Origin of the sequence: Acuticoccus sp. MNP-M23, from assembly GCF_031195445.1 — a bacterium.
Taxonomy (GTDB): domain Bacteria; phylum Pseudomonadota; class Alphaproteobacteria; order Rhizobiales; family Amorphaceae; genus Acuticoccus.
On the sequence record NZ_CP133480.1, the window covers coordinates 1,321,067 to 1,345,000 of the forward strand.

General features: G+C 64.9%; 23 protein-coding genes and 2 rRNA genes (1 of these 25 running past the window's edge). 11 read left to right on the forward strand and 14 right to left on the reverse strand.

Features of this window, described 5'->3' with window-relative positions:
* Positions 1–29: 29 nt before the first annotated feature.
* Genes RDV64_RS06260 through cysG form a run of 5 tightly spaced genes read right to left on the reverse strand, consistent with a single transcriptional unit; the run spans position 30 to position 4,616 of the window.
* Positions 30–830: a ferredoxin--NADP reductase gene (locus RDV64_RS06260; RefSeq protein WP_309198414.1), complete on the reverse strand. Its 801-nt coding sequence runs from the start codon at positions 828–830 to the stop codon at positions 30–32.
* Positions 827–1,231 carry a DUF934 domain-containing protein gene (locus RDV64_RS06265; RefSeq protein ID WP_309198415.1) on the reverse strand — a complete coding sequence of 135 codons (405 nt, stop codon included), beginning with the start codon at positions 1,229–1,231 and terminating at the stop codon, positions 827–829. Before RDV64_RS06265 ends, RDV64_RS06260 begins: the two co-directional genes overlap by 4 nt.
* Complete coding sequence (locus RDV64_RS06270; protein WP_309198416.1) at positions 1,218–2,885, reverse strand: nitrite/sulfite reductase; 1,668 nt, start codon at positions 2,883–2,885, stop codon at positions 1,218–1,220. Before RDV64_RS06270 ends, RDV64_RS06265 begins: the two co-directional genes overlap by 14 nt.
* A 10-nt stretch (positions 2,886–2,895) precedes the next feature.
* Positions 2,896–3,195, reverse strand: coding sequence for a DUF2849 domain-containing protein (locus RDV64_RS06275; protein WP_309198417.1), 300 nt, complete (start codon positions 3,193–3,195; stop codon positions 2,896–2,898).
* A complete protein-coding gene (gene cysG, locus RDV64_RS06280) occupies positions 3,195–4,616 on the reverse strand; it encodes a siroheme synthase CysG (protein WP_309198418.1) in 1,422 nt (473 codons plus the stop codon). Before cysG ends, RDV64_RS06275 begins: the two co-directional genes overlap by 1 nt.
* Positions 4,617–4,767: 151 nt before the next feature.
* On the opposite strand from cysG, the gene RDV64_RS06285 reads away from it, so the two are divergent.
* Positions 4,768–5,250: an Lrp/AsnC family transcriptional regulator gene (locus RDV64_RS06285; protein WP_309198419.1), complete on the forward strand. Its 483-nt coding sequence runs from the start codon at positions 4,768–4,770 to the stop codon at positions 5,248–5,250.
* A gap of 35 nt (positions 5,251–5,285) precedes the next feature.
* On the opposite strand, the gene RDV64_RS06290 is transcribed toward RDV64_RS06285, so the two are convergent.
* Positions 5,286–6,524, reverse strand: coding sequence for a diguanylate cyclase (locus tag RDV64_RS06290; RefSeq protein ID WP_375143793.1), 1,239 nt, complete (start codon positions 6,522–6,524; stop codon positions 5,286–5,288).
* A gap of 25 nt (positions 6,525–6,549) precedes the next feature.
* Positions 6,550–6,819 carry a hypothetical protein gene (locus RDV64_RS06295; protein ID WP_309198421.1) on the reverse strand — a complete coding sequence of 90 codons (270 nt, stop codon included), beginning with the start codon at positions 6,817–6,819 and terminating at the stop codon, positions 6,550–6,552.
* Between the two features lie 1,165 nt (positions 6,820–7,984).
* On the opposite strand from RDV64_RS06295, the gene RDV64_RS06300 reads away from it, so the two are divergent.
* Together RDV64_RS06300 and RDV64_RS06305 are read left to right on the forward strand one after the other, a co-directional pair.
* Positions 7,985–8,488, forward strand: coding sequence for a DUF2726 domain-containing protein (locus RDV64_RS06300; protein WP_309198422.1), 504 nt, complete (start codon positions 7,985–7,987; stop codon positions 8,486–8,488).
* 230 nt (positions 8,489–8,718) lie between these two features.
* Positions 8,719–8,871 (forward strand): hypothetical protein, encoded by a 153-nt coding sequence (locus RDV64_RS06305; RefSeq protein ID WP_309198423.1) that lies wholly within the window; start codon positions 8,719–8,721, stop codon positions 8,869–8,871.
* Positions 8,872–9,360: 489 nt separating this feature from the next.
* Here the strand turns inward: RDV64_RS06305 and RDV64_RS06310 are convergent, their stop codons facing one another.
* Entirely contained in the window at positions 9,361–10,266 is a 906-nt protein-coding gene (locus tag RDV64_RS06310) for a LysR family transcriptional regulator (RefSeq protein ID WP_309198424.1), read from the reverse strand.
* A gap of 101 nt (positions 10,267–10,367) precedes the next feature.
* Here RDV64_RS06310 and RDV64_RS06315 point away from each other — a divergent pair, with 101 nt between their 5' ends.
* Genes RDV64_RS06315 through RDV64_RS06340 form a run of 6 tightly spaced genes read left to right on the forward strand, consistent with a single transcriptional unit; the run spans position 10,368 to position 16,541 of the window.
* Positions 10,368–11,687 carry a M20 family metallopeptidase gene (locus RDV64_RS06315; RefSeq protein ID WP_309198425.1) on the forward strand — a complete coding sequence of 440 codons (1,320 nt, stop codon included), beginning with the start codon at positions 10,368–10,370 and terminating at the stop codon, positions 11,685–11,687.
* Positions 11,684–12,454 carry an ABC transporter permease gene (locus RDV64_RS06320; protein WP_309198426.1) on the forward strand — a complete coding sequence of 257 codons (771 nt, stop codon included), beginning with the start codon at positions 11,684–11,686 and terminating at the stop codon, positions 12,452–12,454. Before RDV64_RS06315 ends, RDV64_RS06320 begins: the two co-directional genes overlap by 4 nt.
* 47 nt (positions 12,455–12,501) lie before the next feature.
* Positions 12,502–13,515, forward strand: a complete 1,014-nt coding sequence (locus tag RDV64_RS06325; RefSeq protein WP_309198427.1) for an ABC transporter substrate-binding protein — start codon at positions 12,502–12,504, stop codon at positions 13,513–13,515.
* A 1-nt stretch (position 13,516) separates the two neighbouring features.
* Complete coding sequence (locus RDV64_RS06330) at positions 13,517–14,419, forward strand: ABC transporter ATP-binding protein (protein WP_309198428.1); 903 nt, start codon at positions 13,517–13,519, stop codon at positions 14,417–14,419.
* Between the two features lie 5 nt (positions 14,420–14,424).
* A complete protein-coding gene (locus RDV64_RS06335) occupies positions 14,425–15,201 on the forward strand; it encodes a sulfite exporter TauE/SafE family protein (RefSeq protein ID WP_309199443.1) in 777 nt (258 codons plus the stop codon).
* Positions 15,198–16,541: an amidase family protein gene (locus tag RDV64_RS06340; RefSeq protein ID WP_309198429.1), complete on the forward strand. Its 1,344-nt coding sequence runs from the start codon at positions 15,198–15,200 to the stop codon at positions 16,539–16,541. The genes RDV64_RS06335 and RDV64_RS06340 overlap by 4 nt, the downstream gene beginning before the upstream one ends.
* Before the next feature lie 96 nt (positions 16,542–16,637).
* Here RDV64_RS06340 and RDV64_RS06345 read toward each other — a convergent pair whose 3' ends face one another.
* Genes RDV64_RS06345 through RDV64_RS06360 form a run of 4 tightly spaced genes read right to left on the reverse strand, consistent with a single transcriptional unit; the run spans position 16,638 to position 20,795 of the window.
* Positions 16,638–17,972, reverse strand: a complete 1,335-nt coding sequence (locus RDV64_RS06345; protein ID WP_309198430.1) for a sulfatase-like hydrolase/transferase — start codon at positions 17,970–17,972, stop codon at positions 16,638–16,640.
* The gene (locus RDV64_RS06350) at positions 17,969–19,042 is read right to left on the reverse strand and encodes a sn-glycerol-3-phosphate ABC transporter ATP-binding protein UgpC (protein ID WP_309198431.1); all 1,074 of its coding nucleotides are present in this window, start codon (positions 19,040–19,042) and stop codon (positions 17,969–17,971) included. The genes RDV64_RS06345 and RDV64_RS06350 overlap by 4 nt, the downstream gene beginning before the upstream one ends.
* A 5-nt stretch (positions 19,043–19,047) precedes the next feature.
* Positions 19,048–19,923: a carbohydrate ABC transporter permease gene (locus RDV64_RS06355; protein ID WP_309198432.1), complete on the reverse strand. Its 876-nt coding sequence runs from the start codon at positions 19,921–19,923 to the stop codon at positions 19,048–19,050.
* On the reverse strand, positions 19,923–20,795 hold the full coding sequence (locus RDV64_RS06360; RefSeq protein ID WP_309198433.1) for a sugar ABC transporter permease: 873 nt from the start codon (positions 20,793–20,795) through the stop codon (positions 19,923–19,925). Before RDV64_RS06360 ends, RDV64_RS06355 begins: the two co-directional genes overlap by 1 nt.
* A 67-nt stretch (positions 20,796–20,862) precedes the next feature.
* On the opposite strand from RDV64_RS06360, the gene RDV64_RS06365 reads away from it, so the two are divergent.
* Positions 20,863–21,974, forward strand: a protein-coding gene (locus RDV64_RS06365; RefSeq protein ID WP_309195819.1) for an IS3 family transposase whose coding sequence is annotated in 2 segments (ribosomal slippage) — positions 20,863–21,112 and positions 21,112–21,974 — 1,113 coding nt in all. Because the reading frame shifts where the segments join, the coding sequence is not laid out codon by codon here.
* A 26-nt stretch (positions 21,975–22,000) separates the two neighbouring features.
* Positions 22,001–22,165, forward strand: coding sequence for a hypothetical protein (locus RDV64_RS06370; RefSeq protein WP_309198434.1), 165 nt, complete (start codon positions 22,001–22,003; stop codon positions 22,163–22,165).
* Between the two features lie 191 nt (positions 22,166–22,356).
* Here the strand turns inward: RDV64_RS06370 and rrf are convergent.
* Together rrf and RDV64_RS06380 are read right to left on the reverse strand one after the other, a co-directional pair.
* Positions 22,357–22,471: ribosomal RNA gene (gene rrf, locus RDV64_RS06375) — 5S ribosomal RNA — on the reverse strand.
* Positions 22,472–22,583: 112 nt separating this feature from the next.
* Positions 22,584–23,934: ribosomal RNA gene (locus RDV64_RS06380) — 23S ribosomal RNA — on the reverse strand (it continues 1,360 nt past the right edge of the window).

Genomic DNA, 23,934 nt, shown 5'->3' on the forward strand with positions numbered 1-23,934 from the left:
GGCGGGGCTTTATCAGCGGAGCATGACGCTCAGCCGACAAAGGCCTTCTCCACCACAAACAGGCCGGGTTTCGCGTTCGAGCCTTCGGTGAGGCCGGCCCGCTCGCACAGCGCCTTGGTATCGGCAATCATTGCGGCGGACCCGCAGATCATCACCCTGTCCCGCTCCGGCGACCACGGCGGCGTGCCCGCCGCATCAAACAGCGCGCCGCTTTCGATGAGGTTCGTCACCCGCCCCGCAAGCCCGCCGGTGGGCTCACGCGTGACGGAAGTGATGTGGGCAAGCTTGCCCGCCACGATTTCGCCGAGCAGCTCGTGGTTCAATGTCTCGGCGACTATATCGTTGCCGTATTGCAGTTCTGCACGGGTGCGGCAGGTCTGGGTCAGGATGATCCGGTCGAACCGCTCATAGATTTCGGGATCGCGCACGATGGAGGCGAACGGCGCAATGCCGGTGCCGGTTGAAACCAGCCACAGCGTTCCGCCGGGGATCAGTGCATCGGCCACCAGCGTGCCGGTGGGCCGCGGCTTGAGAATGATCTCGTCACCGGGCACGATTTTCGCCAGACGCGAGGTGAGCGGGCCGTTCGGCACCTTGATGGAGTAGAACTCCAGCGCGTCGTCCCAGTTGGGGCTGGCGATGGAATAGGCGCGCAGGAGCGGCTTGCCGCTCTCCTGCATCAGCCCGAGCATGGCAAATTCGCCGGAGCGGAACCGGAAGCCGGCCGGACGCGCGGTTCGGAACGAAAACAGGCTGTCCGTATAGTGCTTGACCGACAGGACGGTTTCGCCCAGCGGCGCCGGGGCCTTGGGGCGGGGTGCAGTGGTCATGATTGCTGCCTCAGAGCCCAGATGCCGCGCTCAGCGCCGCGACTGGTGCGGTCCGCCACGTAAAGGTCGCGGACGGAATGGTTGATGGCGTCGCGCCAGGCGCCTTCGCCGTGCCGGTCGATGCGGTCATCGGAAATGGCGATGGCATCGAAGCCGGATTGGAAGCAGTGGCGCGCCTGATCGGGAATCAGCGGGCCGGTGGCAATGAGCCGCCCATCGTACCCGCGCGCACGGAGCTGGCGGGCAACGGAGAAGCCGCGCCCATCGGCCGTCCCGCCGAACAGGACAGCAGCCGCGCGCGCGTCTGGAACGCCCTCCAACGGCTCCGCAGCGTCGATGACGATGTTGGTGTCCGGCGATGCGCCCGATGTGAGCGTGCCGTCGGCGTCAAGCTGCCACATGAATGGACTCCTCGTAGACGGCAGCCTTGAATGGTGCCTTGCCGAGCCGCGCATAGGTATCGGCAAAGCTCTCGCCGCCGTCCCGCACCATCTCCCACACGTCGATGATCCGGGCGACGGCGTCCGGCACTTCCTCGGCGGTAAAGCCCGGCCCCAGCACGTCACCGATGGCGGCATCCGCATCGGCGCGGCCGCCCAGCGTGATCTGGTATGTTTCCTGCTCGGCCTTGTTGAGGCCGAGGATGCCGATGTTGGCCGCATGGTGGTGGCCGCAGGCGTTGATGCAGCCGGAGATGTTGAGCGTCGGCCCCGCCGGGTTCCGCCCTTCGGCAACCGCCTTTGCCTCGCGCTGGCGCATCACCGTGGACAGCGCCTGCGCGATGGGGATCGAGCGGGCGGTGGCGAGCGCGCAATAATCGAGCCCGGGGCAAGCGATGATGTCGCTCGTGAGGCCGATATTGCCGGTGGCAAGGCCAATCTCGACCAGCGCGTCGTACACCGTGCGCAGCGACGTCTGCGGCACATGGGGCAGCACGAGATTCTGGCGGTGCGTGACGCGGATCTCGGAGGCGGAGTGCCGGTCTGCAAGGTCCGCCACGGCACGCATCTGCGCAGCGGTTGCATCGCCGGGGATGTCGCCGGCGCCCTTGAGGGAGATCGACACAACGGCGTGGCCTTCGACCTTGTGCGCGATGACATTGCGGTCGAGCCATGCCGCGAACGCGCCCTCTGCCTCGATGCGGGCCGCCGCCACCGGCTCGATCGGGAGGACCGAAAACTGGGCGGCGATCCGGTCATATTCCGGACCGGCGAGATCGAACTGTGATGCGTCGCGCGTGGCCATGTCGGCGTGAACGGCGGCGCGGTAATCGTCCAGCCCCATCTCGGCAACCAGGATCTTGATGCGCGCCTTGTACTTGTTGTCCCGCCGGCCGGCGAGGTTGTAGACGCGCAGCATGGAGTCCAGCGTCGGCAGGAACCGCTCGAACGGCACATCCGCCTCGAACAGCACGCCGACGCGCGGCGTGCGGCCCTGCCCACCGCCAACCCAGATGTCGTAGCGCGGGCGGCCGTCTTCGCCGCGGTGGGCGCGCACGCCAATGTCGTGGAATTTCATGGCCGCACGGTCGTCCGCCGCACCGATCACCGCGAACTTGAACTTGCGCGGCAGGTAGGCGAATTCGGGGTGGAGCGAGGACCACTGGCGCAGGAGTTCTGCGGTGGGCCGCGGGTCCACGTCCTCGTCACCGGCAGCGCCCGCAAACGCATCGCTGGTGACATTGCGGATGCAGTTGCCCGACGTCTGGATGGCGTGCATCTGCGCGTCGGCCAGAATGTCCATCATCGCCGGCACGTCTTCCAGCCTGGTCCAGTTGTACTGGATGTTCTGGCGCGTGGTGAAATGGCCGTAGCCGCGGTCGTACCTGTCGGCCAGCAGCGCGAGGGTGCGCATCTGGTCGGCCGAAAGCGTGCCGTAGGGAATGGCGACCCTGAGCATGTAGGCGTGAAGCTGGAGATAAAGGCCGTTCTTCAGCCGGAGCGGCTTGAACTCGTCCTCTGTGAGCTGACCGGCGACGCGGCGCTCCACCTGATCGCGGAATTCTGCGGCCCGAGCGCGCACGAACGCCTGATCGTGTCCATCATATTGATACATCGCAATAAGCCTAGTGGGCCGGTGTGGTCGGAAGGGCAACGGAAGGGCCGAACCAGCGCTGGCGTTCGCGCAGCGCGATGGGCTTGCCGGTCAACGAGTCGAGCACGACGAGGTAGGCGCCGACCACATTGTCGACCGCCTCTTCGGCGCGGCCGATGGCTTCCAGCACACCGTGGGCATCGCCGTCCGTGGCACGCTTGGCATCGTCCAGCGCACGGGACCAGCTGGTGCCCGTCCAGTAGACGATGGTGCCGGTGAGGAGGTCGTTCGCCGTCAGGATGGCGGTCGAGTTCGGCTTGAGCTTGGCCATCACGCGGCCTCCAGTTGCAGGAGTGATTTCGGGGTGCGAACGGCGCCGGGTGCGCGCGTTTCTGCCGGGTGCGCAATCTCGCGCGAGCGCATGGCCAGAAGGATCATCAGCGGCCCGGTGCCGGGGAGCGTCCCGACCGCGCTGGACATGGTGGCGAGGGTTGCGTGAACGCGCACCTCTTCGGCCCGCCCGGCGCTTTCCACCAGAATGATGGGCGTGGCGGGATCGCGGCCGCCGGTCAGAAGCCGCGCTTCCACCCTGGGCGCCGCGCGGCGGCCCATGTAGATGGCGATGGGGGATGTGCTGGCCCCGGCCGCCGCCCAGTCGACCGCGTCCACATCGTCCTCCCCGCCGGCGCCGTGGGCGGTGACAATGCGCAGCTCCTGCGCCTGGCCGCGCTCGGTGAGCGGGGCGAGCGCACTGGCCGCCGCAACGCTTGCCGCGGTGACACCGGGGACAATCTCGAAGCCGAAGCCTTCGGCGCCAACCGCGTCCAGCTCTTCGGCAAGGCGGCCGAAGATGGCAGGGTCGCCGCCCTTCAGCCGCACCACGCGGTGGCCCTCGCGCACATAGTGCAGGATCGTCTCGTTGATCTCGTCCTGCCGCATCTGGTGGCGCCCGGCCCGCTTGCCGACATTGACGAGGATCGCCTCACGCCGCGCAAGCTCCAGAATTTCGGGCGCGACCAGCGCGTCGTGGAGCACGACGTCGGCCCGGTCGATCCGCTGGCGGGCGCGTTCGGTCAGAAGGTCCGCGCCCCCTGCCCCGGCGCCCACGAAGGAAACGAAGCCCTGCTCCGGCGTATCGTTGGCGGCCAGAAGCTCGCGTGCGGCCCGCCCGAAGCCGGTGCGCTCGAATGCACCGTCCAGCGCCGGCGCAAACAGCGCATGCCAGAACTTGCGGCGGGCGCCGCCGGGGGCAAACCGGCCGGCCACATGCTCGCGCAGCGCACCGGCCTTGCGGGCGATGCGGCCGAGGCCGGACGGCAGCATCCGCTCCACGCGAGCCTTGATCTCGCGCGCCAGAACGGGGGCGGTGCCTTCGGTGCCGATGGCAACGATCACAGGGTCGCGGTCGACAATGGCGGGCGTGATGAAGTCGCTGACGTCAGGCTGGTCGGCAGCACACACGGTGATGTTCAGCGTGCGAAGACGGCGCGCGATGGCGGCATCCTTGGCCGCGTCTCCGGTGGCGGCATAGGCCAGCGCGACGTTGTCCGGCAGCAGCGCTGCAAGCGGGTCGGCCAGAACGGGGGTGGTGCCGGCAAGGTCGATCACACCAGGCTCGAAGGCTTCGGCGATCACGACGATGTTGGCCGACGTCTTCTGCACGAGGCGCAGCTTGGCTGCGGCTTCCGCGCCCCCGCCGAACACGATGACGGAACGCCCCTTCACGCTGTAAAATACCGGGAAGTGGTCCATCCCGCGCCCTCCACGCTTCCTCGTCTGAGGCCGTAAAATGGCGTTTTCCTGCAGTTGCCGCAATTGGCAGAACGCAATAAGGCAATAGGCGCTATTTCACGCGCCGCCGGCTCATTTCATCCCGAGATTCGCGCGCAATGGAGGATATTGCATGATCGACGAGCTAGACCGCAGGATACTCGCAATCCTGCAGGAGGACGCGACGCTGCCGGTGGAGACCATTGCCGCGCGGGTCAATTCGTCCAAGTCGCCGGTCTGGAGCCGGATCCGCAAGTTGCGCGACCGTGGGGTGATCGACCGGCAGGTGGCGATCCTCTCGCCCCCGGCCGTTGACCGGGACGAGGTGTTTTTCGTCACCATCAAGACTTCCAGCCACTCCAGGGACTGGCTGGAGCGCTTCGCCGCTGCCATCGAGACCATGGGCGAAATCCAGGAAGCGCACCGGCTGGCAGGCGAGATCGACTACATTCTCAAAGTGCGGGTGAGAGACACACGGGCCTTCGACGTCTTCTACAAGCGCCTGGTCGCCGAGGTGGACCTTTTCAGCGTCACCTCAATGCTCTCCATGGAAACCCTGAAAGAGACCACAGCCATCGCCCTTGAGGACCAGCCGCCGCGCGACCCGCGCAGCTGAAGCGCCAACAGGCAAACGGGTCGAGGTCGCTGCGACTAGAGTTGGGTCGTTCTGGCGCTTCGGCTGGCCTTGGCTTCGTAAAGGCGCCGGTCGGCATTCATCGTCAGCTCCTCCAGCGAGAAGCCATCCCGGCCAAGGTCCGCCCAGCCGACGCTGATGGAAAGCGTGTAGGGCGCCATCGGCATGCGTGCCGTGCGGGCTGCCGCAAGAATGGTATCCGCGACGGCCTCGGAGGCGTTCTCCGCGCAGCGGGGCAACAGGATGAGGAACTCGTCGCCACCGATGCGGTAAACGCGATCGGTATCGCGCAGCGTCGCCTTCATCTGTTCTGTGAGGAAACGCAGCGCGGTATCGCCAACCAGATGACCGTATTGGTCGTTGACGCCCTTGAAGTGATCGATGTCGATAACGAGCAGACCGAGGGCTGAGCCGCCCATGATCGCATCGGCAACGCATTGCGGGCCCTCGTCGCGCAGGGCGAGCCGGTTCCGCGCGCCGGTGAGAACGTCGGTCCGGCTCTCGATGTTGAGCGCCTCGAAGCGCTGGCGATAGGTGAGCACGTTGAATACGTCGGAGATCGACTGGGAATCCTGAGGCCCGGCCCGCTCGGCAAAGCGCAGGTAGGCCCAGAGCGCACCGCAAAAAATGACAGCGGCGACCATCTTGCCGACGAGACTGCCGGTAGCGGCCGAGATCGGCACGCCAACAGCAAAGTCAAGCACGGCGAAGAACGCCAGATGGTCAAAAACGAGGACGAGCCCGGTGCTGATGAGCAAGCGCGCGTAGAGCGGCAGTCTGCGGTGACGCGACAGCCTTTCGTACAGGATGATCATGGCGATGCAGCCGACGAAAAGGAGGAACGTGCCCCACACCGATAACCATGCCGAGCTTGCGATGACGACCATCGCCGTCGTGACCTCGGCCCCCGGTGCCGGCGGCTGGCGGCTGATGAGGACAAGGAGACCGATGATGAGAAGATTGCCGATGAGCAAGCCGTAGATCGGCTGACGCACGGTCTCGGCATCCTCCCGAATATAAGCGAGGAGGAGAAGCGGCAGCTTTCCGGCAAACAGCAGAACCGATCCGGGCGTGTATACGAAAGGCCCGGCGGTCACGAAGACGTTCATCGCGAGATATGTTTCCGCGAACGTCAGCGCGCACAGTGCACAAAAGAATGTTCCGACGCCAAGCAACCGGCGACAACGGAACAGGACAAGCATGACTCCATAGTAGAGCCCGATCTGCGCCAGAATTATCGAGATATCGCTTGCCATCAATCTTATGCGGAACTGGGATCGATCAGACCGGGGAATAGCCTTGGTGCAGTTTCCGATCAGAGACCCATGCGGCGCCGTTGCCTGACGCAACCTTGAAGGGACATTGTGATGGGAATGGATTAATGCCCGCCCGAACCACCACCGTCAAGGCAAAGCTGGGGTGTGTGGGGATGTCCGTCGGCTCACCCTTTCCGGCGAGGATCGTTGCAAGTTCGCCCCGGAATGCACCGCCGCCGATCGACCAGAATGCAACCAGAATCGCGAGCATCATGATGGAGACGAGGCGCAGCAAGGTTGAGAAAGCGCCGGGTCGCGGTCATGCCGGCGTAGATGAGAATGACCTGAATGACCGAGACGGCAACGAGGGCAATCCCGTCCGGTTGCATCAAGCCGAGAAATCGCGCCTGCCGCCCTTTCCCGATGATCGCCGCCAGCGCGAGGGCCATTTCGGTCGAGACCAGGTAGGTCTGCGCGCCGTATCAGACGATCGCAACGATCGCACGCAGCATCGCCGGAACATTGGCGCCGTAGACCCCCCATCGCAACGCGCGCCACCACAGGATATGGCAGTTCAGTCGCCGGCAGGGCGACGTTGCTTTCCCAACTCCCGAACAGCTTGGGTGCGGAGGCCGGCATCCGGCCGCCTGCCCGCAGGAGGACGCAGGCTGAGCGTCCCTTGCTGCGTGAAGGCTCCCCCGTCCACGCGGCGGCCTGCCACCACGCCAACACCGTTCCCGCGTTTGTAGACGCATCCGCAAGATGAGCGCCCAAGACCTTCCGATCTTTCTGTTGCCGGGCCTCCAGCCCGATCAGCGCTCCTGAATGTCCCAGCGCGAAAGCTTTCGTGGCCGTCGCGAGGTAATCGTTCCGCACGGTCATCCGTTCAGCAGTCCCATACCCCAGATTCCGGTTTCGGTGATTTGGAGAGCTCGCGTCGTGCTTCCAACTCGCGGTATGGTCTATGGGTGGCTGCATCGGCTTCGAGGGCTTCGGTGGCGACTGGGAAGCTGGTAGAGGTTCATCATCGTTGACCCGTCCGCTCGGACGGACCTTCTCGAACAGACCGCCTGTCGCCATGAGCTAAACCACCTTGCGGAGACCGAGGGCACCCGCACGGCAACCGCCAAGTGTCTTCGAGCCGATCCGGCCGCCGCCCCCGCGAGAGGCCATCCTCAACGCCTGGGCCGATATCGGGCTCGAAGCCGAAAAGAGGCAGAAGCACGCCATCATGACGCGGGCCGATGCGCGGCCTGAAGCTGGCGCGGTATCGGTGTCGACGCTGGTCCCCTTGGGGGCGGAGGATGCCGTCGTCGCGCCGTGGTGCGGCCAATGCCCACCGCCGGAGCAGCCTGCTCCCGTCAACAGCTGGCTTGAGAAGTTGTGCCGTACAAGCGTTGCCGACTGAGCGGGGGAGGGTCGTGCTCGCCGGCAGCGCGCGGGTGGATTAAACGGGTCGCATGGATGTCATGACCCTGCACCTTGCAGTCACGTTCGCGATCTGCCTCGGCGTCGTCCTTGTCGGATCCCGGGTCCGCGCGTTGGTTCGCCGCCTGCGCGCGCCGAAATTCTACGCGACGACGCTCCTTAACAAATCGGAAACCAAGCTTTTCGCGCGGCTGACCAAAGCGACCCGTCCGGGCTGGCAGATTTGCCCGCAAGTCTCATACGGTGAATTCGTCCGCTGCGAGAACTTTCGCAGATTTGCCTCGGTCAACGCCAAACGCGCCGACTTTGTGGTGTGCGACGCGGGCTTCAACGTCATCGGCGTCATAGAGTATCAGGGTTCGGGTCATTGGGGGTCGACGCGGCGCTCCCGGCGGGACGCCAAGGGCCGCGACAAGGTCAAACGCCGCGCGCTGTCCGAGGCGCGCATTCCGCTGCTGGAACTTTACGACGGCTACACTGCGACCGAAATCGAGCGCTGGATGCATATGCTCGACAGGAAGGCCGCAGGCAACTGACAAGCGCCCGAGGCGGCGGGGTTCGGTTCCGGTTGGCCGATGACGACGAGTTCAGCTTCCACGCTCACGTTCCGGCGCGCGGCTGGTGTTCGCAGGCGTCGGAGCCCCGCCTTCAGAATTAGGCGAATGCACCAGGTCACGGCTTGGCGCGCCGGCTACGCTGCCATGGCAGCCGTCTTGTTTGATCTCGAAACTGTCGCTCGCTGCTTTGCATCGCCGAAACTGGCAGCATGGCGGAGACCGTTTGCCGGCTTGGGCGCACGCAGCCAGCCATCACGCTCCAGCTCCTGCGGTTAGAGGAGCTGTCGGGGCAGGCGCTGCTGTCTTCGGACGCCATCAGCAGCGTTCGTGTTGCCCGACGCGCTGTTCCATTTCCGGCGTGAGTTTCCGCGCGTGCAGTCCCGGCTGTCGACGCCGTTGCTCCATCGCGGCGAAGTCGATCTATCGCTGGCCAGCCGAATGAACGGCTTTGCCGGCGGGCAGCTGGTCTACCGCGAACCGCTGGTGTGGTTCACCGGCGAGCGCTGCAATGCGCATGGGGAGGATCCCGGCCCGCTCGCGCGCTGCTGCCGGGCGACCTCTTGCGCGATTGCGCCACCGACGCTCTGGAGAGAGCCGGCCGGCCTTGGCGTATCGCCGGTTTCTGAAAGCGTTTCAGGCCTCCACGCTGCCGTGTTTGCAGGCATGGCGGTTTTGATGCCGGGCCGCCATGCGCAGGTTGTCCCTCGTACCAGAACGCCAGTTCTGCCGACGAAAGGTGCTCCTTCTCGGTGGTCGGCACCGGCGAATAGTAGCTGTAGCGCGCGACGAACTTCTTGCCCTCAAGGTGGCGCAAAAGTGCCCGTCGCGCTTGAGGGCGATCAGCCAGCTGTCTACACGGCCGCTGCGGGGGCGGACAGGATCGCGGTGATCTGGTCGGCGAACTTTGCCGAGCTGACCGGCAGGGTCCGCCCGCGCAGCTGGGCGACGTGCAGGAGACCAGAACCGTTGGGGCCAAGGTCGAGCGGTCGGCTGACGAGGCCGACGCTCTCAATGTCCTGCAGGCCAAGCTTGATCTCGAACCCCAGCGTTTCGCCCATTGCCACATAGTTGCGCAGGAAGATGTAGCTCTCCGTCTCGACAGTCGCCTCGATGCGCACGCCGATCCGGTCTGCCGCGCTCTCCAGAAGGTTGCGCACGGCGTAAGGCCGCGCCGGAAGCGCCATCGGATACTCAAGACACGCCGGCAGGCGCAGACTCGCCTCTGCGGCAAGCGGATGATCGTGGCGCATCAAGACGTGGATCGGCTGGCTCTGGGTCGCGATGGTCTGGAAATCGTTGAGCGGCAGCGGCGCGAACACCAGCGCAAGGTCAGCCTCGTAGCCAAGAAGCGCGCGCTCTGCCGCCTCGCCGTCGGCCATCCGCACCGCAAAGCGCACGCCTGGATGAACAGCGTGATAATCGTGGATCTGCCGCGGCAGGAAACTTGGCAGCAGCGCCTGGCTGCACACCAGCGAAACGCGCCCCCGGCGTTGGCCCCTCAGGTCGGCCACAAAGGTTTTCAGGCCCTCCGCCTCCGCAAGATGCTGCCGGAAGAGGTGCACCACCTGCTCGCCCGCCGTGTTCAGCCGCACCCCGCGGCTCAACCGCTCAAATAGCGGCGTGCCCAGCTCTTCCTCCAGCGAGACGATGCGCCGGTTGAGCGAGGACGGGGTGATGCTCAACAGCTCAGCCGCCTTGCGGATGGAGCCCGCTCGCGCCGTCACGTCCACATAGCGGTAAATGGCGAGGTTGCGCATGAGTGTTGCGTTTTCTGCGTTGGTTGCGCGCATTAATAGCAGCAGATTGCAGCACAGGGAACACGTAAGGTTCGGCTTGTTGATTGGAGTCTTTCCCGCCCATGTCTCTACTGGCCGAAACCACGCTGTCCGAACTCGAAGCCAATGTTCTGGCGCGCATCACCGAGAAGCGGTGGCTGGCGTTGGCGGCGGACCTCATCCGTACCGGCCAGCCGCGCGCCGGCAATCCGCTCGACCCGGACCTGCCGGGCGGCGAGGAAGAGGCGATCGCGATGATGGTTGCCGGCAAGCTCGAAGCGCTCGGGATGCAGGTGGAGACCCCCGCCGCTGTGCCCCACCGACCCAACGTTGTCGGCCGCCTTGGCGGCACCGGCACCGGCCCGTCGCTGATGATCAACGACCACCTTGACACCTACCCCGTGGTCGAGCCGGAAAAATGGGACAAGACCGGCTTCGACCCCTACGCCGCCACCCGAGACGGCGACCGCCTTTATGCCCGCGGCACATCCGACACCCGCGGCAACATGGCATCCTGCCTCCTCGCCGCGCAGGCCCTTGTCGAGTCCGGCGTCAGCTTCGAGGGCGACCTCATCTACTGCTTCTGCGTCGACGAGGAGCGCGACGGCACGCTCGGCTCCATCTGGCTGACGCAGGAACTCGGGCTGACGGCGGATTATTCCATCACCGCGGAACCGACAGCCTGGGGCGGCCCGGTGGAGCCCGACGCCACGTCCGGCGAGAGCTGGGGCATGAACCTCTCGGTGGCGAACTCCGGCCACTGCCTCGTCGAAGTCACCGTTTCCGGCGAGAAGAGCCACATCTGGCGGCCGGACGTTGCGCTCAACCCGATCGTGGAAGCTGCCCCCCTGCTGACAGCGCTGAAAGAGATGGCGTTCACCCACGACGCGGACCCGTTCCCCGGCCACACACCACCATGCACGACCGTGGTGCGTATTCGCGGCGGCCTTGCCGGCGAGATGCAGTTCTCGCCGGATACCTGCACCATCACGCTTGCGGTGGTCGGCATCGTGCCGGGCATGACGATGGCCAGCGTGATCGCCGATATCGAGACGACCGCGCGCGATGCCTTCGGCGGCAGCAACCGCATCGCGTTCGGCATCAAGCAGGTGCCGGGCTCCCTCTTCGTGGAAGCGACACCGCCGGTTCCGCTTGACGAGGAGCCCTGCGTTTCACTGACGCGCGCCTACGGCAGGATCGTCGGCGGCACGCCCGAACCCAACCGCAAGAATGCCTTCAACGATACGATCCGCTTGCGCGAAGCCGGCATCAACGCCGTCACCCTCGGTCCCGGCGAAGATGGCTGGGCGCCCGACAACGAGTGGATCTCCATCGAGAAGTCGGTGAAAGCTGCCCAGATCTATGCGCTGACGATCATGGACATTCTGAAGGTTCGTCAATGACGAACCCCAGGAAGCGCGCGCTCCTCCTTTCTTCGTTCTCGGTCGCGCTGCTGATTGGCGCGTGGGTGTTCGTGACCCAGACCGGGATCGCCAACGACCTGTTCCTGCCGGGGCCGGTGGCGGTGGGTCAGGCGTTCGTGAAGGTGGCGACCAAGGGCTACCAGGGGTCGACACTGCTGGAGCATGTCGGCACCAGCCTTTACCGGATCCTCGTGGCGTTCGGCATTGCGTGCATCGTCGGCATTCCGCTCGGCATCCTGATGGGCGCGTCACGCGATGCGATGGCGCTGTTCAACCCGCTGATCGAGTTCTACCGGCCGCTGCCGCCGCTGGGCCTCTATACGCTGCTCGTCATGTGGCTCGGCATTGGCGAGGAGTCCAAGCTCACGCTGCTGTTTCTTGCGGCGTTGCCGGGGATCATCATCACCACAATCCAGGCGGTCCACTCGATCGACCCTGTCTATGTTCGCGCCGCCCGCGTCCTGGGCGCATCGCGGCGGGCAATCCTGTTCGAGGTCTACCTGCCCGCCGCGGGGCCCACCATCCTGGCCGGCATGCGCATCTCGCTCGGCTTCACCTACACCGTGCTCGTCGCCGCCGAAATTGTCGCCGCCACTGCCGGAATCGGCTGGATGATCTGGGATGCGGCCAAGTTCCTCCTCTCCGACGTCGTCATCATGGGGCTCATCGTTCTGGGCCTCACCGGCGTGGCCCTCGACCTTGCCATGCGCGGCGTCGGCCGCCTGCTCATGCCGTGGACGCGCTGATGCGTCCGGCACCCTCCCTCGCAAACCTCCTGAAAGGGATTTCCCCCATGAAGACCATACGTCTCGGAACTGCCATTCTTGCCGCGACGATGCTGTCCGCGACCCCTGCGCTGGCGCAGGACGCGCCGGACAAGGTGACGGTCGGCTTCCTCAATCTCGTCAACGCACAGCTCGTGACGAAAAATCTCGGCCTCGTCCAGAAGCACATGCCGGGCGTCGAGATCGAGTACATCAAGGTTGGCGGCGGCGGCGACATGCTGCGCGCCATCGCTGCCGATCAGGTCGACTTCGGCGGGCTCGGCAATCCGCCGACCGCAATCGGCGTCACCCGCGGGCTCGATATCACGGGCATCATGGTGCTCAACATGCTCGACTATGTGGAAGCGATGGTGGTGCGCACCGATAAGGACATCAAGTCGCTCGCCGACCTCAAGGGCAAGACGATCGCTGCGCCCTTCGGCTCGACCACGCACTATCTCCTCCTGCAGGCGCTGACCGACGAGGGGATCGACCCGGCCGAAATGGAGATCCTCGACCTGCGCCCCGCCGACATTGCCGTGACCTGGGCACGCGGTGACATCGACGCCGCCTGGTACTGGGAGCCCAACCTCGACAAGGCGGTGAAGGACGGCGGCCACATCTTCATGACGTCCGGCATCATGGCGAGCCGCGGCTATCCCACCTGGGACGTCGGTGTGGTGATGAACGATTTTGCCGACAAGTACCCCGATTACGTCGAGAAGTTCCTCGCCGCGGAGTGCGAGGGCATCGCCTACTGGATCGACAACCCCAAGGAGACCGCGGCAATCATCGCCGAAGAATTGTCGCTGCCGCTGGAGGATGCCACGCGGATGATGCACGGCACCGAGATGGTCCCGTGCGACAAGCAGATCACCGCGCAATATCTCGGCACGACCGGCGACATTGGCCAGTTCGCTGACACGCTGGAGGCCACGGCTGAGTTTTTGGTGTCGCAGGACCGGTTGCCCAAGGCCCTGTCGCGCGAGGAGTTCGCAGCCTTTCTGAAGCCTTCGTACCTCGAAGCTGTCGTCGGCAAATGACGTGTTGCAGCGCGGCGATCCCGCCGCGCTGCCCATCGCCGGCAATGCGCCGGCACAGACGGCAGGGTTCATGAGCGAACAGAAATTCTCCCTCCAGGGCCTCCGCCGCGGCACCGACCGGGGCCATGTGGTGATCGACAACGTCTCGATCAGCTTCGAGACGCGCGGCAGCACCGTCGAGGCGGTGCGCAATGCATCGACCGAGGTGCGACCGGGTGAGTTCGTGTGCCTGCTCGGCCCGTCCGGGTCCGGCAAGTCGACGCTTCTGAACGCGGTCGCAGGATTCGTGACGCCAACGTCGGGGCGGATCACCGTCGACGGGGCTCCGATCATGGGGCCGGGCCCCGATCGGGGCATGGTGTTCCAGCAATACTCGCTGTTTCCGTGGAAGACCGTGCTCCAGAACATCGCCTTCGGCCCGCGCATGACCGGGCGCGGGGGCGAGCGGCCCGAGTCCGTCGCGCGCAATTTCCTCGAAATGATCGGCCTTTCCAAGTTCGCCGACCGTTATCCGCGCGAATTGTCCGGCGGGATGCAGCAGCGCGTCGGCATAGCCCGCGCCCTCGCCAACTATCCGAGCGTCCTGTTGATGGACGAGCCGTTCGGCGCGCTCGATTCGCAAACCCGCGTGATGATGCAGGAAAGCCTCCTCGACATCTGGCGCGAGTTCGGCACCACCGTGCTGTTCGTGACCCACGACGTTGACGAGGCGGTCTATCTGGCGGACCGCGTGATCGTCCTCAGCGCCGGCCCCGGCGAAATCATCGCCGACATTCCGATCCCGCTGCCCCGCCCGCGCACGTCTGCCACCATTTCCGGTGCGGAGTTCGTGCATCTGCGCCAGCAGTGCCTCGATCTCATCCGCGTCGAAAGCCTCAAGGCATTCGAGCGGCAGAAGGCTTGAGCGCCATGCTGGACGGCGGTGCGTCGCTGGCGCTGATTGCCATGGCGGGGTTCGTCGGCGGGTTGGTGCGGGGTTATTCCGGCTTCGGCTTTGCAATGGCCGCGGTGCCGATGCTGGCCGTTGTCGTGCCGCCGGCGCTCGCGGTCCCCGCCGTTCTCCTGCACGAACTCGCCATAGGGCTGTTCTCGCTGCGCGCGGAACGGGCCTCGCTCGACTGGCCGAAGTTGCGGGCGTTGGCGGCGGGCTCGATCATCGGAACGCCGGTTGGCCTCCTGGTGCTGGTGTCAGTGCCGGCGGGGCCGATGCGCATTGCCATCGCGCTCCTCGTCATCGTCTCGCTCGGTGTCATCTGGCGCAGACGCGCGCGGCCGCTGGGGCTTGGTCGTGCCACGCTCGGCGTCGCGGGGTTCGCGTCCGGCCTCCTCAATGGCGCCGCCGCGATGAGCGGGCCGCCGGCGATTGTCGTGCTCCTCGGCAGCGCACTTTCACCGGCCAACGTGCGCGGCCTGCTGGTATATTTCATCCTGTTCAGCGCTGCCATTGGCGTTGCGCTGTCTCTCGCCAGCGGCATCCAGGGAGAGCATACGCTCCGGATTGCCGCCACAATGGCGCCGGGTGTTCTGGCCGGGACGCTTCTCGGCGTCCGCCTCTTCAAGGTGCTGCCGCAGGCGCACTACCGCGCCATTGCCATCGGCGTGCTTCTCGTCATCGCGGTCGGGTCGCTGGGGTCGAGCATTGGCGCCGGTGCGCTGGCGCACCCCACTCCAAGGATCACCCCATGACAGACACACGCTTTGCCCGCCACCGTCCCGCCGCGGGCCACAGCATTGCGGACGTTGCGGCCGCGGCCCGTGCCGCCGCGCATGAGGCGCCCGGCGTCTTCGTCGCGCTCGTCGATCCCGCCGACATTGCAACGGCGGCCGCAACGGTCGAGGCGCGACTGGCTTCAGGTGCGCACCTCCCACTTGCAGGGCTGCCTTTCGCGGTGAAGGACAATGTGGACGTGGCGGGCATGGCCTCCACCAGCAACTGCCCGGGCTTCGGACGGGTGGCGGAAGCCAACGCCCCGGCGGTGGACCGTGCCATCGAGGCCGGTGCAATCCTCATCGGCAAGAACACGATGGACCAGTTCGCGACCGGGCTGAACGGCACCCGCGCGTTCGAGCCGCTGTGCCGCAACGCGATCGATCCGGCCATCATCCCCGGCGGTTCAAGTTCGGGCTCTGCCGTCGCGGTGGCGCGCGGGATCTGCGCCTTCGCGCTTGGCAGCGACACCGGCGGCTCAGGGCGGGTGCCGGCCGCGGCAAACGGCATCGTCGGCCTGAAGCCGACGCCGGGCCGCGTCTCCGGCCGCGGCATGGTCTACTGCAACCGCTCCTTCGACGTGATCCCCATCTTCGCGGCGACAGTTGCCGACGCCGCAGCCGTGTTCGACGCCATCGCGGTGCCCGACCCGCTGGACCCATTCGCCTACGAGGGCAAGGTGGATGCCCGCCCCCTCGCCCCCGAAGCCACGCTCGCCACCCCGCGCACCGTCGATCTCGACTTCTTCGGCGACGCTGTGGCGGAGGCTGCCCACCACACCAACCTTGCCACCTTGTCGGAAGCCGGGTTCGCGGTCACAGAAATCGACTACGCGCCGTTCCGAGAGGCGGGAAAACTCGTGTTCGACAGCGCGGTGGTGGCCGAGCGACTGATCGATTATGGCGACTTCATCGCCGCCAATCCGGATGCCGTCGTCCCGCCCGTGCGCCAGGCCATCGATGCCGGACGCCAGTACACCGCACGCGACGCCTTTCAAGTGCTCCACCGCCTCGCCGAACTGAAGGTCGTGGTTCGCCAGTGCCTCGAAGGGTTTGACGGCTTTGTGGTGCCGACGGTCCCGCGCCTCTACACGGTTGCGGAAATGCAGGCCGACCCCATGGCGCGCAACACCGTCATGGGCACCTACACCTATTTCGCCAATCCGCTCGGCCTGTGCGCCATCGCGATACCGGGCGCTGCTCGGCCAGATGGCCTTCAATCCAGCCTGTGCGTGGTCGCGCTCCCCGGCGCGGACCTGCGTGCCGTTGCCGTCGCGCAGCGTTTCGAAACCACCCGTGCACGCGCGCACCGCGGCTGACCTGGGTCCGCGGCATCGAGCGGTTCGCACTCCCCTGAGATCGCTGGAACGCCAGGCCCCCCGCTTTTTTTACGAGAGCCCGACCCCTGACGCCGCTCAGGCGTCATCATCGGCAGGGTATTCCCCCCTCGCCCGCTGCCAGTCCCGCAACGCTGCGGCCAGCCGGTCGCGCGTGGCGCGGTGCTCGGGCACGAAGGCCAGGTTGATCTGTTCGTGCGGGTCGGAGGCAAGGTCGAACAGCTGCTCGGTGTGGCTGCCGGGGTCGGCCTCCGCAAGGTCGCGGCGATAGGCGATGTATTTGAAGCGATCGTCGCGGATCATCCGCTGCGTGTTGCGGTAGACCGCGCCGAACAGCGGACGCGTGGCGCCAGGCTTGCGCAGGTCGATGCAATCGTCGCATCCGGCGTCCGGTGTGAGGCCGGCAAGGCCGAGGACGGTCGCATGGGTGTCGCCGTGCCACACGAGGTTCGAGCGCTGGTCGTGCGCCATCTCCGGCCCGGCCATCAGCAGCGGAATGCCGATGCTGTGCTCGTAGAGGTTCTGCTTGCCCATCAGCCCGTGGTTGCCGAGCGCAAGGCCGTGATCGGCCGTGTAGACGACGACCGTGTTCGCATCCGCCCCACCCGCCGCGGCGACGATCTGGCCGACCGCATCGTCCAGGTGGGTGATCATGCCGTGGTAGTCTGCAATGTGCTGGCGGATCGCGTCTTCGCTGCGGGGAAAGGCTTCCAGCTCCTCGTCGCGAATGGTGGTGGCGCCATTGTCGAAAGGGTGGATCGGCGCGTAGGCGGCCGGCAATTCCACCGTTGCGGGATCGACGGCGAAATCGGCCGGCGGGGTGCGCGGGTCGTGCGGTGCTGTCATCGCCACATAGAGGAAATATGGCGCGTCGCCGGGCTCGGCCAGGAACCGCAGTGCGGCGTCGCGGAAGATGTCGGTCGAGTGGCCGGGCACGTGGCGGGCGCGGCTTTCGTCATAGGTGCCGGACGGATCGTGGTCCTGCAGGATCATCTTGTCATGGTCGCACATGCCGCCGAAGAACACCGCCTCCGCCGAAGAGAAGCCGCGCGCAAAGGCAGCCTTGTCGTTGTGCCACTTGCCGATGCCGTGGGTCCGGTAACCCGCCTCGCGCAACCGCTCCGGCAGGATCGGAAACGCCGGCGGGATGATCTGGCCCGCGCTGTAATCGGGCGCAGTGCGGTCTTCCTCCGGCGTCAGGTCGTACACCGAACGCCCTGTCATCAGGCTTGCGCGGGACGGCACGCACACGGCGGCGTTGAAGCCGCCCTGGCAGTGGGCGTTGGTGAAATCGAGCCCGCGCGCTGCAAGCGCGTCGAGGTTCGGGGTGTCGACGGCCGCGCCGTGCACGCCAAGCGACTGAGAGCGGTGATCGTCAGCGATGATCAGGATGATGTTTGGTTTTTGTGTCATTTCGGGTCGATCCGCAGGCCATTTTCCGCGCCGAACAGGTGAATGGCGGCGCCGTCTTCCAGGGCGAGGGCAAGCGTTTCGCCCTTCGCAGCATCGATGCTGCCCTTCTCGCGCAGCGTCAGGTGCGTTCCGTCGGCAAGGCGGCCGTGGATCACGCTCTCGTCGCCGAGATATTCCGCGATGCTCACCTGCATCTGGCCGACACCAGCGCCATCGCGCGCGACCTCGAGCGCCTCGGGGCGCACGCCGAGGGTGGCCGGCCCGTCCGCAAATTCGCCTGGCAGCGGCACGGTCAGATCGGCCGACGCGAAGGTGCCGCCCCTCACCGACCCGTCGATGAAGTTCATCTTCGGGGAGCCGATGAAGCCGGCGACGAAGACGTTGGCTGGCCGCTCGTAAAGATCCTTGGGGGCGCCGACCTGCTGGATGCGCCCGTCCTTGAGGATGACGATCTTGTCGGCCAGCGTCATCGCTTCGACCTGATCGTGTGTGACGTAGATCATCGTGGCCTTCAGCCGCGCGTGCAGCTCGGCAAGCTCGACGCGGGTTTCCGCCCGGAGGCTCGCATCGAGGTTCGACAGCGGTTCGTCGAACAGGAACACGGAGGGCTGGCGCACGATGGCGCGGCCGATGGCAACGCGCTGCCGCTGACCGCCGGACAGTTGGCGGGGATAGCGGTCGAGATGTTGTTCGAGCTGGAGCGCGCGGGCGGCCTCTGCAACGCGGCGTTCGATTTCGGCCTTGGGGCGTTTCTCGATCTTCAGCGCGAAGGCCATGTTCTGCCGCACCGTCTTGTGCGGGTAGAGCGCATAGGACTGGAAAACCATGGCGAGGCCGCGCTCGCCGGCAGAGGCATCGGTGACATTCTCGCCATCGAGGTAGATGTCGCCGCCGGACACGGTTTCGAGCCCGGCAATAATCCGCAGGAGCGTGGACTTGCCGCAACCGGACGGGCCGACGATGGCGACGAAGGACCCGGCCTCGACAGAAAGGTCGAGATCGCACAGCGCGCGGAAGGTGCCAAAGCTCTTCTGGATGTTCTGGAGGTAGAGGGCGGGCGTTTCGGGCATCAGTGTCATCCTTTGACCGAACCGGCCGAGAGACCCGCCACCAGCCGTGACTGGACGGGCAGGAAGAGAATGAGGGCAGGAAGCGTGGTGAGGGCCGACGCCGCCATGACCGCGCCCCAGTCCACCGTGTCCTCGCCGAAGAACAGCGCAAGGCCGAGCGGCAGCGTCTTGAGGGACGTCTTGGTGAGAAGCGCGAGGGCCAGCAGGAATTCGGTCCACATCAGCAGGAACGAATAGGTCGCGGTGGCGACGAGCCCCGGTGCCATCAAGGGCAGGACGATGTGGCGAAGGACCTGAAGGCGCGAGCAGCGGTCCATCAGCGCCGCTTCGTCGAGGTCTTTCGGGACGGCTTCGAGGTAGCCGATCATCAGGTAGATCGAGAACGGCAGCGTGATGGTGACGTAGCAGAACACGATTGCGGCGCGGCTGTTGATGAGGCCCATCTCCGCAAACATGATGAAAAGCGGCGTTGTGAGGATGATCCACGGGAAGATCTGCGTGATCACGAGCGCTCCGAACAGCCATTTCTTGTATGCAAAGCGGTAGCGCGACATGACGTAGGCGGCGCAGGCGGCAATCACCGTCGAGATGACCACGGCGATCCCGCAGATCATCAGGCTGTTGACCATCATCGTGCCGAAACTGCTTTTCCAGACGGTCACGTAATTGTCGAACGTGAAGCCGACGCCGGAGACGGAATTGCCGATCAGCGAGGCGCTGGGCTTGAAGGAGGCCCAGAAGATCCAGAAGACGGGCGCGGCGAAGAAGAAGATCGTGGCGGCTGCGACGATCAACGCGATGCCGGCGCGCACCGGGCTGTGGCGCCGCACGAGGCCACGCTTGCGGCGGGTGGTGTCGGTGGGGGTCCAGGTGTCGGCCATCAGATCAGATCCCTGAAGCGTTTCAGCACGACCTTGCGGAAGTAGATGATGCCGAAGATGAGGGCGAGCGCGGCCATGAATGTGCCGATGGCCGAGGACAGGCCGAGCTTGAAGTTCACGAAACCTTGCAAATAGACTTCGGTCGCAAGCACGTTGGAGAATGTGCCCGGCCCGGCACTGGTCGACATCCAGACATAGATGAAGTTGTTGAACGTCCAGATCGTGGTCAGCAGCCCCAGGACGAGAAGCGCCGGCATGACCTGCGGGAAGGTGACGTGCCAGAACCGCGTCACGGGTCCCGCCCCGTCGATCTCCGCCGCCTCGATCAGATCCTTGGGCACGGTCTGAAGGGCCGCGGCCATGGTGAGCGTCACCAGCGGAAGGCCGTTCCACACGATGATGGTGATGATCGACGGCCAGACGTAGCTGGCGTTTGCCAGAAACACGATGGGCTTTTCAATGAAGCCCCAGTCCATCAGCCAGTTGTTGATCACGCCCGAACGACCATCGAGGATCTGCTTCCAGACCGTCACCGCGACGATGTCGGGCGTCGCCCACGGCAGGAGCGCTGCCATCCGCAGCGGCACGGTGAGCCTGAGGCGGCGGACGAGGTCCGATTCAATGAAGACGGCAAGGCCGAAGCCCAGCACCAGCCGGAGTGTGACCGAAACGAATGTCAGCCAGAACAGCGTATTGAAGACGACCTTGCGGAAGTCGGGGTCGCGGAAGAGCTCGATGTAATTGTCGAAGCCGATCCATTCCCCGCCGTCGCGGAGGCCCAGCAGGCTGAGATCGGTGAAGCTGTTGGATATGTTGAACAGCGTCGGCCAGAGAAAGAAGGCGGCCATCATCCCGAATGCTGGCAGGAGCATGAACAGGATGACGTTGCCCCTTGGAATGTCCTCGGTCTGAACTGGACTCCGTCAGAAGGAGACGGAGATGAAGAAGAGCCGCTTCAGCGAAGAGCAGATCATCGCGGTCCTGAAGGAGCATGCCGCGGGGATCGGTGTGTCGGAGCTGTGCCGCAAGCACGGGATCAGCGACGCGACGTTCTACACGTGGCGCAAGCGCTACGGCGGAATGGAAGTGTCTGAAGCCAGGCGGCTGAAGGCGCTGGAAGATGAGAACGGCCGCCTGAAGAAGCTTCTCGCCGAACAGATGCTCGATGTGGCGACGCTGCGGGACGCTCTGGGAAAAAACTTCTGACGCCCAGCGCACGGAGAGGCTTCGTGAGTTGGGCGATTGAAAAGAAGGGGTATTCCCAGCGGCGCGCCTGTGCCCTGATCGGGATGCATCCAAGGACTTACCGCTACCGGTCGCAGCGGCCGGACGATGCGACGGTGCGCCAACGCCTGAAAACGCTGGCGAACGAACGGCGCCGGTTCGGCTATCGGCGGCTGCATATCCTTTTGCGGCGCGAGGGTATCGAGGTGAACCACAAGAAGCTGTTCCGCCTATACCGCGAGGAGAGGCTGAGTGTACGACGGCGCGGCGGCCGAAAACGTGCCATCGGAACGCGGGCGCCAATGACCTTGCCGCGAGGACCAAACCAGCGCTGGAGCCTCGACTTTGTCTCCGACCAGCTCAGCGACGGGCGCCGCTTCCGTGTGCTGGTGGTGCTCGACGACTTCACCCGCCAGTGCCTGACGCTCGTTGTCGACACATCACTGTCGGGGGCTCGCGTGGCACGGGAACTCGACCGCCTGATCGTCAGTCGCGGCAAGCCGCTCACGATCGTCAGCGACAACGGCACCGAGCTGACCTCCCATGCCATCCTCGAATGGCAGGAGGACCGCCGCGTCAATTGGCACTACATCGCGCCCGGCAAGCCGATGCAGAACGGCTTCGTAGAGAGCCTGAACGGTCGCTTCCGCGATGAGTGCCTCAACGAGCATCTCTTCCGCAGCCTTCCGGGCGCTCGCCGCATCATTGAGGAATGGCGCACCGACTACAACCACGACAGGCCGCACACCAGCCTGGGCGGCCTCACCCCGAACGAGTTTGCAACCCGGTCCCGATGGGACCACAACACGAACAGAGTCCAGCTATGAGCGGGGACACTTCTGGGGCAACGTCAATGGAGCTGACCCAGCTTCCGGCGGAAGAGTGGGCGCAGGTCAACAGCGACGCGCAGGGCTTCTGGGACGAGATTGCAGCCAGCTCCGACCGCGCGGGTCGGGTGGTGCAGATCTTCAAGGACTATGCCGCCGTGCAGGAAAAGGCCGGCTACCCCTACCGCTAAGTCACCGGCACTGCTGCCGCACGAAGGGCCGGGGCAACGCCCCGGCTTTTTAGTGGAAAGCCGCAAACTGGCGCTGGATGCGGGGAGCCACTCAGTCCCCGCTCATTTTTTCAGAACGCAAAAAGCCCTCCGGTTTTCACCGGAGGGCTTTTTATATTGCGATTGTGGAGAGGATTGAACGTGCTCGGCTGGCCTGGCAGCGACCTACTCTCCCGTGGCTTAAGCCAGAGTACCATTGGCGCGGAGGGGGTTAACGGCCGAGTTCGGAATGGGATCGGGTGGGGACCCCTCGCAAAGGCCACCAGGCCGGCGGAGGACGTTCAATTCGTGAAACTGGCGGGCAAGGCCCGTCCGGCATTAGCCGGTCTTTCTTCATCGACCATCCGCCGTGCTTGCGGATGGGCATGGGTTAATGAGAGTGATCAAGCCGATCGAGCTATTAGTACTGGTAAGCTACGCATATCGCTACGCTTCCACATCCAGCCTATCAACGTTGTCGTCTACAACGGCTCTCAAGGGAGAACTCGTTTCAAGGTGGGTTTCCCGCTTAGATGCTTTCAGCGGTTATCCCGTCCGTACGTAGCTACCCTGCAATGCGGCTGGCGCCACAACAGGTCCACAAGAGGTACGTCCACCCCGGTCCTCTCGTACTAGGGGCAGATCCTTTCAATTCTCCGACACCCACGGCAGATAGGGACCAAACTGTCTCACGACGTTCTGAACCCAGCTCACGTACCGCTTTAATTGGCGAACAGCCAAACCCTTGGGACCTGCTCCAGCCCCAGGATGCGATGAGCCGACATCGAGGTGCCAAACAACACCGTCGCTATGGACGCTTGGGTGTCATCAGCCTGTTATCCCCGGCGTACCTTTTATCCGTTGAGCGATGGCCCTTCCACGCGGGACCACCGGATCACTATGGCCGACTTTCGTCTCTGCTCGACGTGTCAGTCTCGCAGTCAGGCGGGCTTATGCCATTGCACTCGACGACCGATTTCCGACCGGTCTGAGCCCACCTTCGCACGCCTCCGTTACTCTTTGGGAGGCGACCGCCCCAGTCAAACTACCCACCATACACTGTCCCGGGCGTAAGCCGCGGTTAGACATCCATGGAAGCAAGGGTGGTATTTCAAGGATGGCTCCACGCAAGCTGGCGCTCACGCTTCAAAGCCTACCACCTATCCTACACATGCTGCCACGAATGCCAGTGTAAAGCTATAGTAAAGGTGCACGGGGTCTTTCCGTCTAACCGCAGGAACCTCGCATCTTCACGAGGAATTCAATTTCACTGAGTCGATGCTGGAGACAGCGGGGAAGTCGTTACGCCATTCGTGCAGGTCGGAACTTACCCGACAAGGAATTTCGCTACCTTAGGACCGTTATAGTTACGGCCGCCGTTTACCGGGGCTTCGATTCAAGGCTCTCACCTCTCCTCTTAACCTTCCGGCACCGGGCAGGCGTCAGACCCTATACGTCGTCTTGCGACTTCGCAGAGCCCTGTGTTTTTGATAAACAGTCGCTACCCCCTGGTCTGTGCCCCTCGAACCTGGTTGCCCAAGTCCGAGGCCTCCTTCTCCCGAAGTTACGGAGGTAATTTGCCGAGTTCCTTCAGCATCGTTCTCTCAAGCGCCTTGGTATACTCTACCTGTCCACCTGTGTCGGTTTAGGGTACGGTTTGTACGGTGGAGCTATTTCCTGGAACAGCTTCGCTGCCCGACCAATCCAATAAGGTCAGACAACACACGCCATTCGTCACTACCACCAAGTTG

Excerpts from the sequence above, each read along its gene's own strand:
- RDV64_RS06265 (WP_309198415.1), bottom strand. The coding sequence starts at position 1,231 with ATGTGGCAGCTTGACGCCGACGGCACGCTCACATCGGGCGCATCGCCG.
- RDV64_RS06270 (WP_309198416.1), bottom strand. The coding sequence starts at position 2,885 with ATGTATCAATATGATGGACACGATCAGGCGTTCGTGCGCGCTCGGGCC.
- RDV64_RS06260 (WP_309198414.1), bottom strand. The coding sequence starts at position 830 with ATGACCACTGCACCCCGCCCCAAGGCCCCGGCGCCGCTGGGCGAAACC.
- RDV64_RS06310 (WP_309198424.1), bottom strand. The coding sequence starts at position 10,266 with ATGCGCAACCTCGCCATTTACCGCTATGTGGACGTGACGGCGCGAGCG.
- RDV64_RS06285 (WP_309198419.1), top strand. The coding sequence starts at position 4,768 with ATGATCGACGAGCTAGACCGCAGGATACTCGCAATCCTGCAGGAGGAC.
- cysG (WP_309198418.1), bottom strand. The coding sequence starts at position 4,616 with ATGGACCACTTCCCGGTATTTTACAGCGTGAAGGGGCGTTCCGTCATC.
- RDV64_RS06370 (WP_309198434.1), top strand. The coding sequence starts at position 22,001 with ATGGAGCTGACCCAGCTTCCGGCGGAAGAGTGGGCGCAGGTCAACAGC.
- RDV64_RS06315 (WP_309198425.1), top strand. The coding sequence starts at position 10,368 with ATGTCTCTACTGGCCGAAACCACGCTGTCCGAACTCGAAGCCAATGTT.
- RDV64_RS06340 (WP_309198429.1), top strand. The coding sequence starts at position 15,198 with ATGACAGACACACGCTTTGCCCGCCACCGTCCCGCCGCGGGCCACAGC.
- RDV64_RS06350 (WP_309198431.1), bottom strand. The coding sequence starts at position 19,042 with ATGCCCGAAACGCCCGCCCTCTACCTCCAGAACATCCAGAAGAGCTTT.
- RDV64_RS06345 (WP_309198430.1), bottom strand. The coding sequence starts at position 17,972 with ATGACACAAAAACCAAACATCATCCTGATCATCGCTGACGATCACCGC.
- RDV64_RS06305 (WP_309198423.1), top strand. The coding sequence starts at position 8,719 with ATGGCGGAGACCGTTTGCCGGCTTGGGCGCACGCAGCCAGCCATCACG.
- RDV64_RS06325 (WP_309198427.1), top strand. The coding sequence starts at position 12,502 with ATGAAGACCATACGTCTCGGAACTGCCATTCTTGCCGCGACGATGCTG.
- RDV64_RS06355 (WP_309198432.1), bottom strand. The coding sequence starts at position 19,923 with ATGGCCGACACCTGGACCCCCACCGACACCACCCGCCGCAAGCGTGGC.
- RDV64_RS06360 (WP_309198433.1), bottom strand. The coding sequence starts at position 20,795 with ATGCTCCTGCCAGCATTCGGGATGATGGCCGCCTTCTTTCTCTGGCCG.
- RDV64_RS06275 (WP_309198417.1), bottom strand. The coding sequence starts at position 3,195 with ATGGCCAAGCTCAAGCCGAACTCGACCGCCATCCTGACGGCGAACGAC.
- RDV64_RS06290 (WP_375143793.1), bottom strand. The coding sequence starts at position 6,524 with ATGGCAAGCGATATCTCGATAATTCTGGCGCAGATCGGGCTCTACTAT.
- RDV64_RS06335 (WP_309199443.1), top strand. The coding sequence starts at position 14,425 with ATGCTGGACGGCGGTGCGTCGCTGGCGCTGATTGCCATGGCGGGGTTC.
- RDV64_RS06300 (WP_309198422.1), top strand. The coding sequence starts at position 7,985 with ATGGATGTCATGACCCTGCACCTTGCAGTCACGTTCGCGATCTGCCTC.
- RDV64_RS06320 (WP_309198426.1), top strand. The coding sequence starts at position 11,684 with ATGACGAACCCCAGGAAGCGCGCGCTCCTCCTTTCTTCGTTCTCGGTC.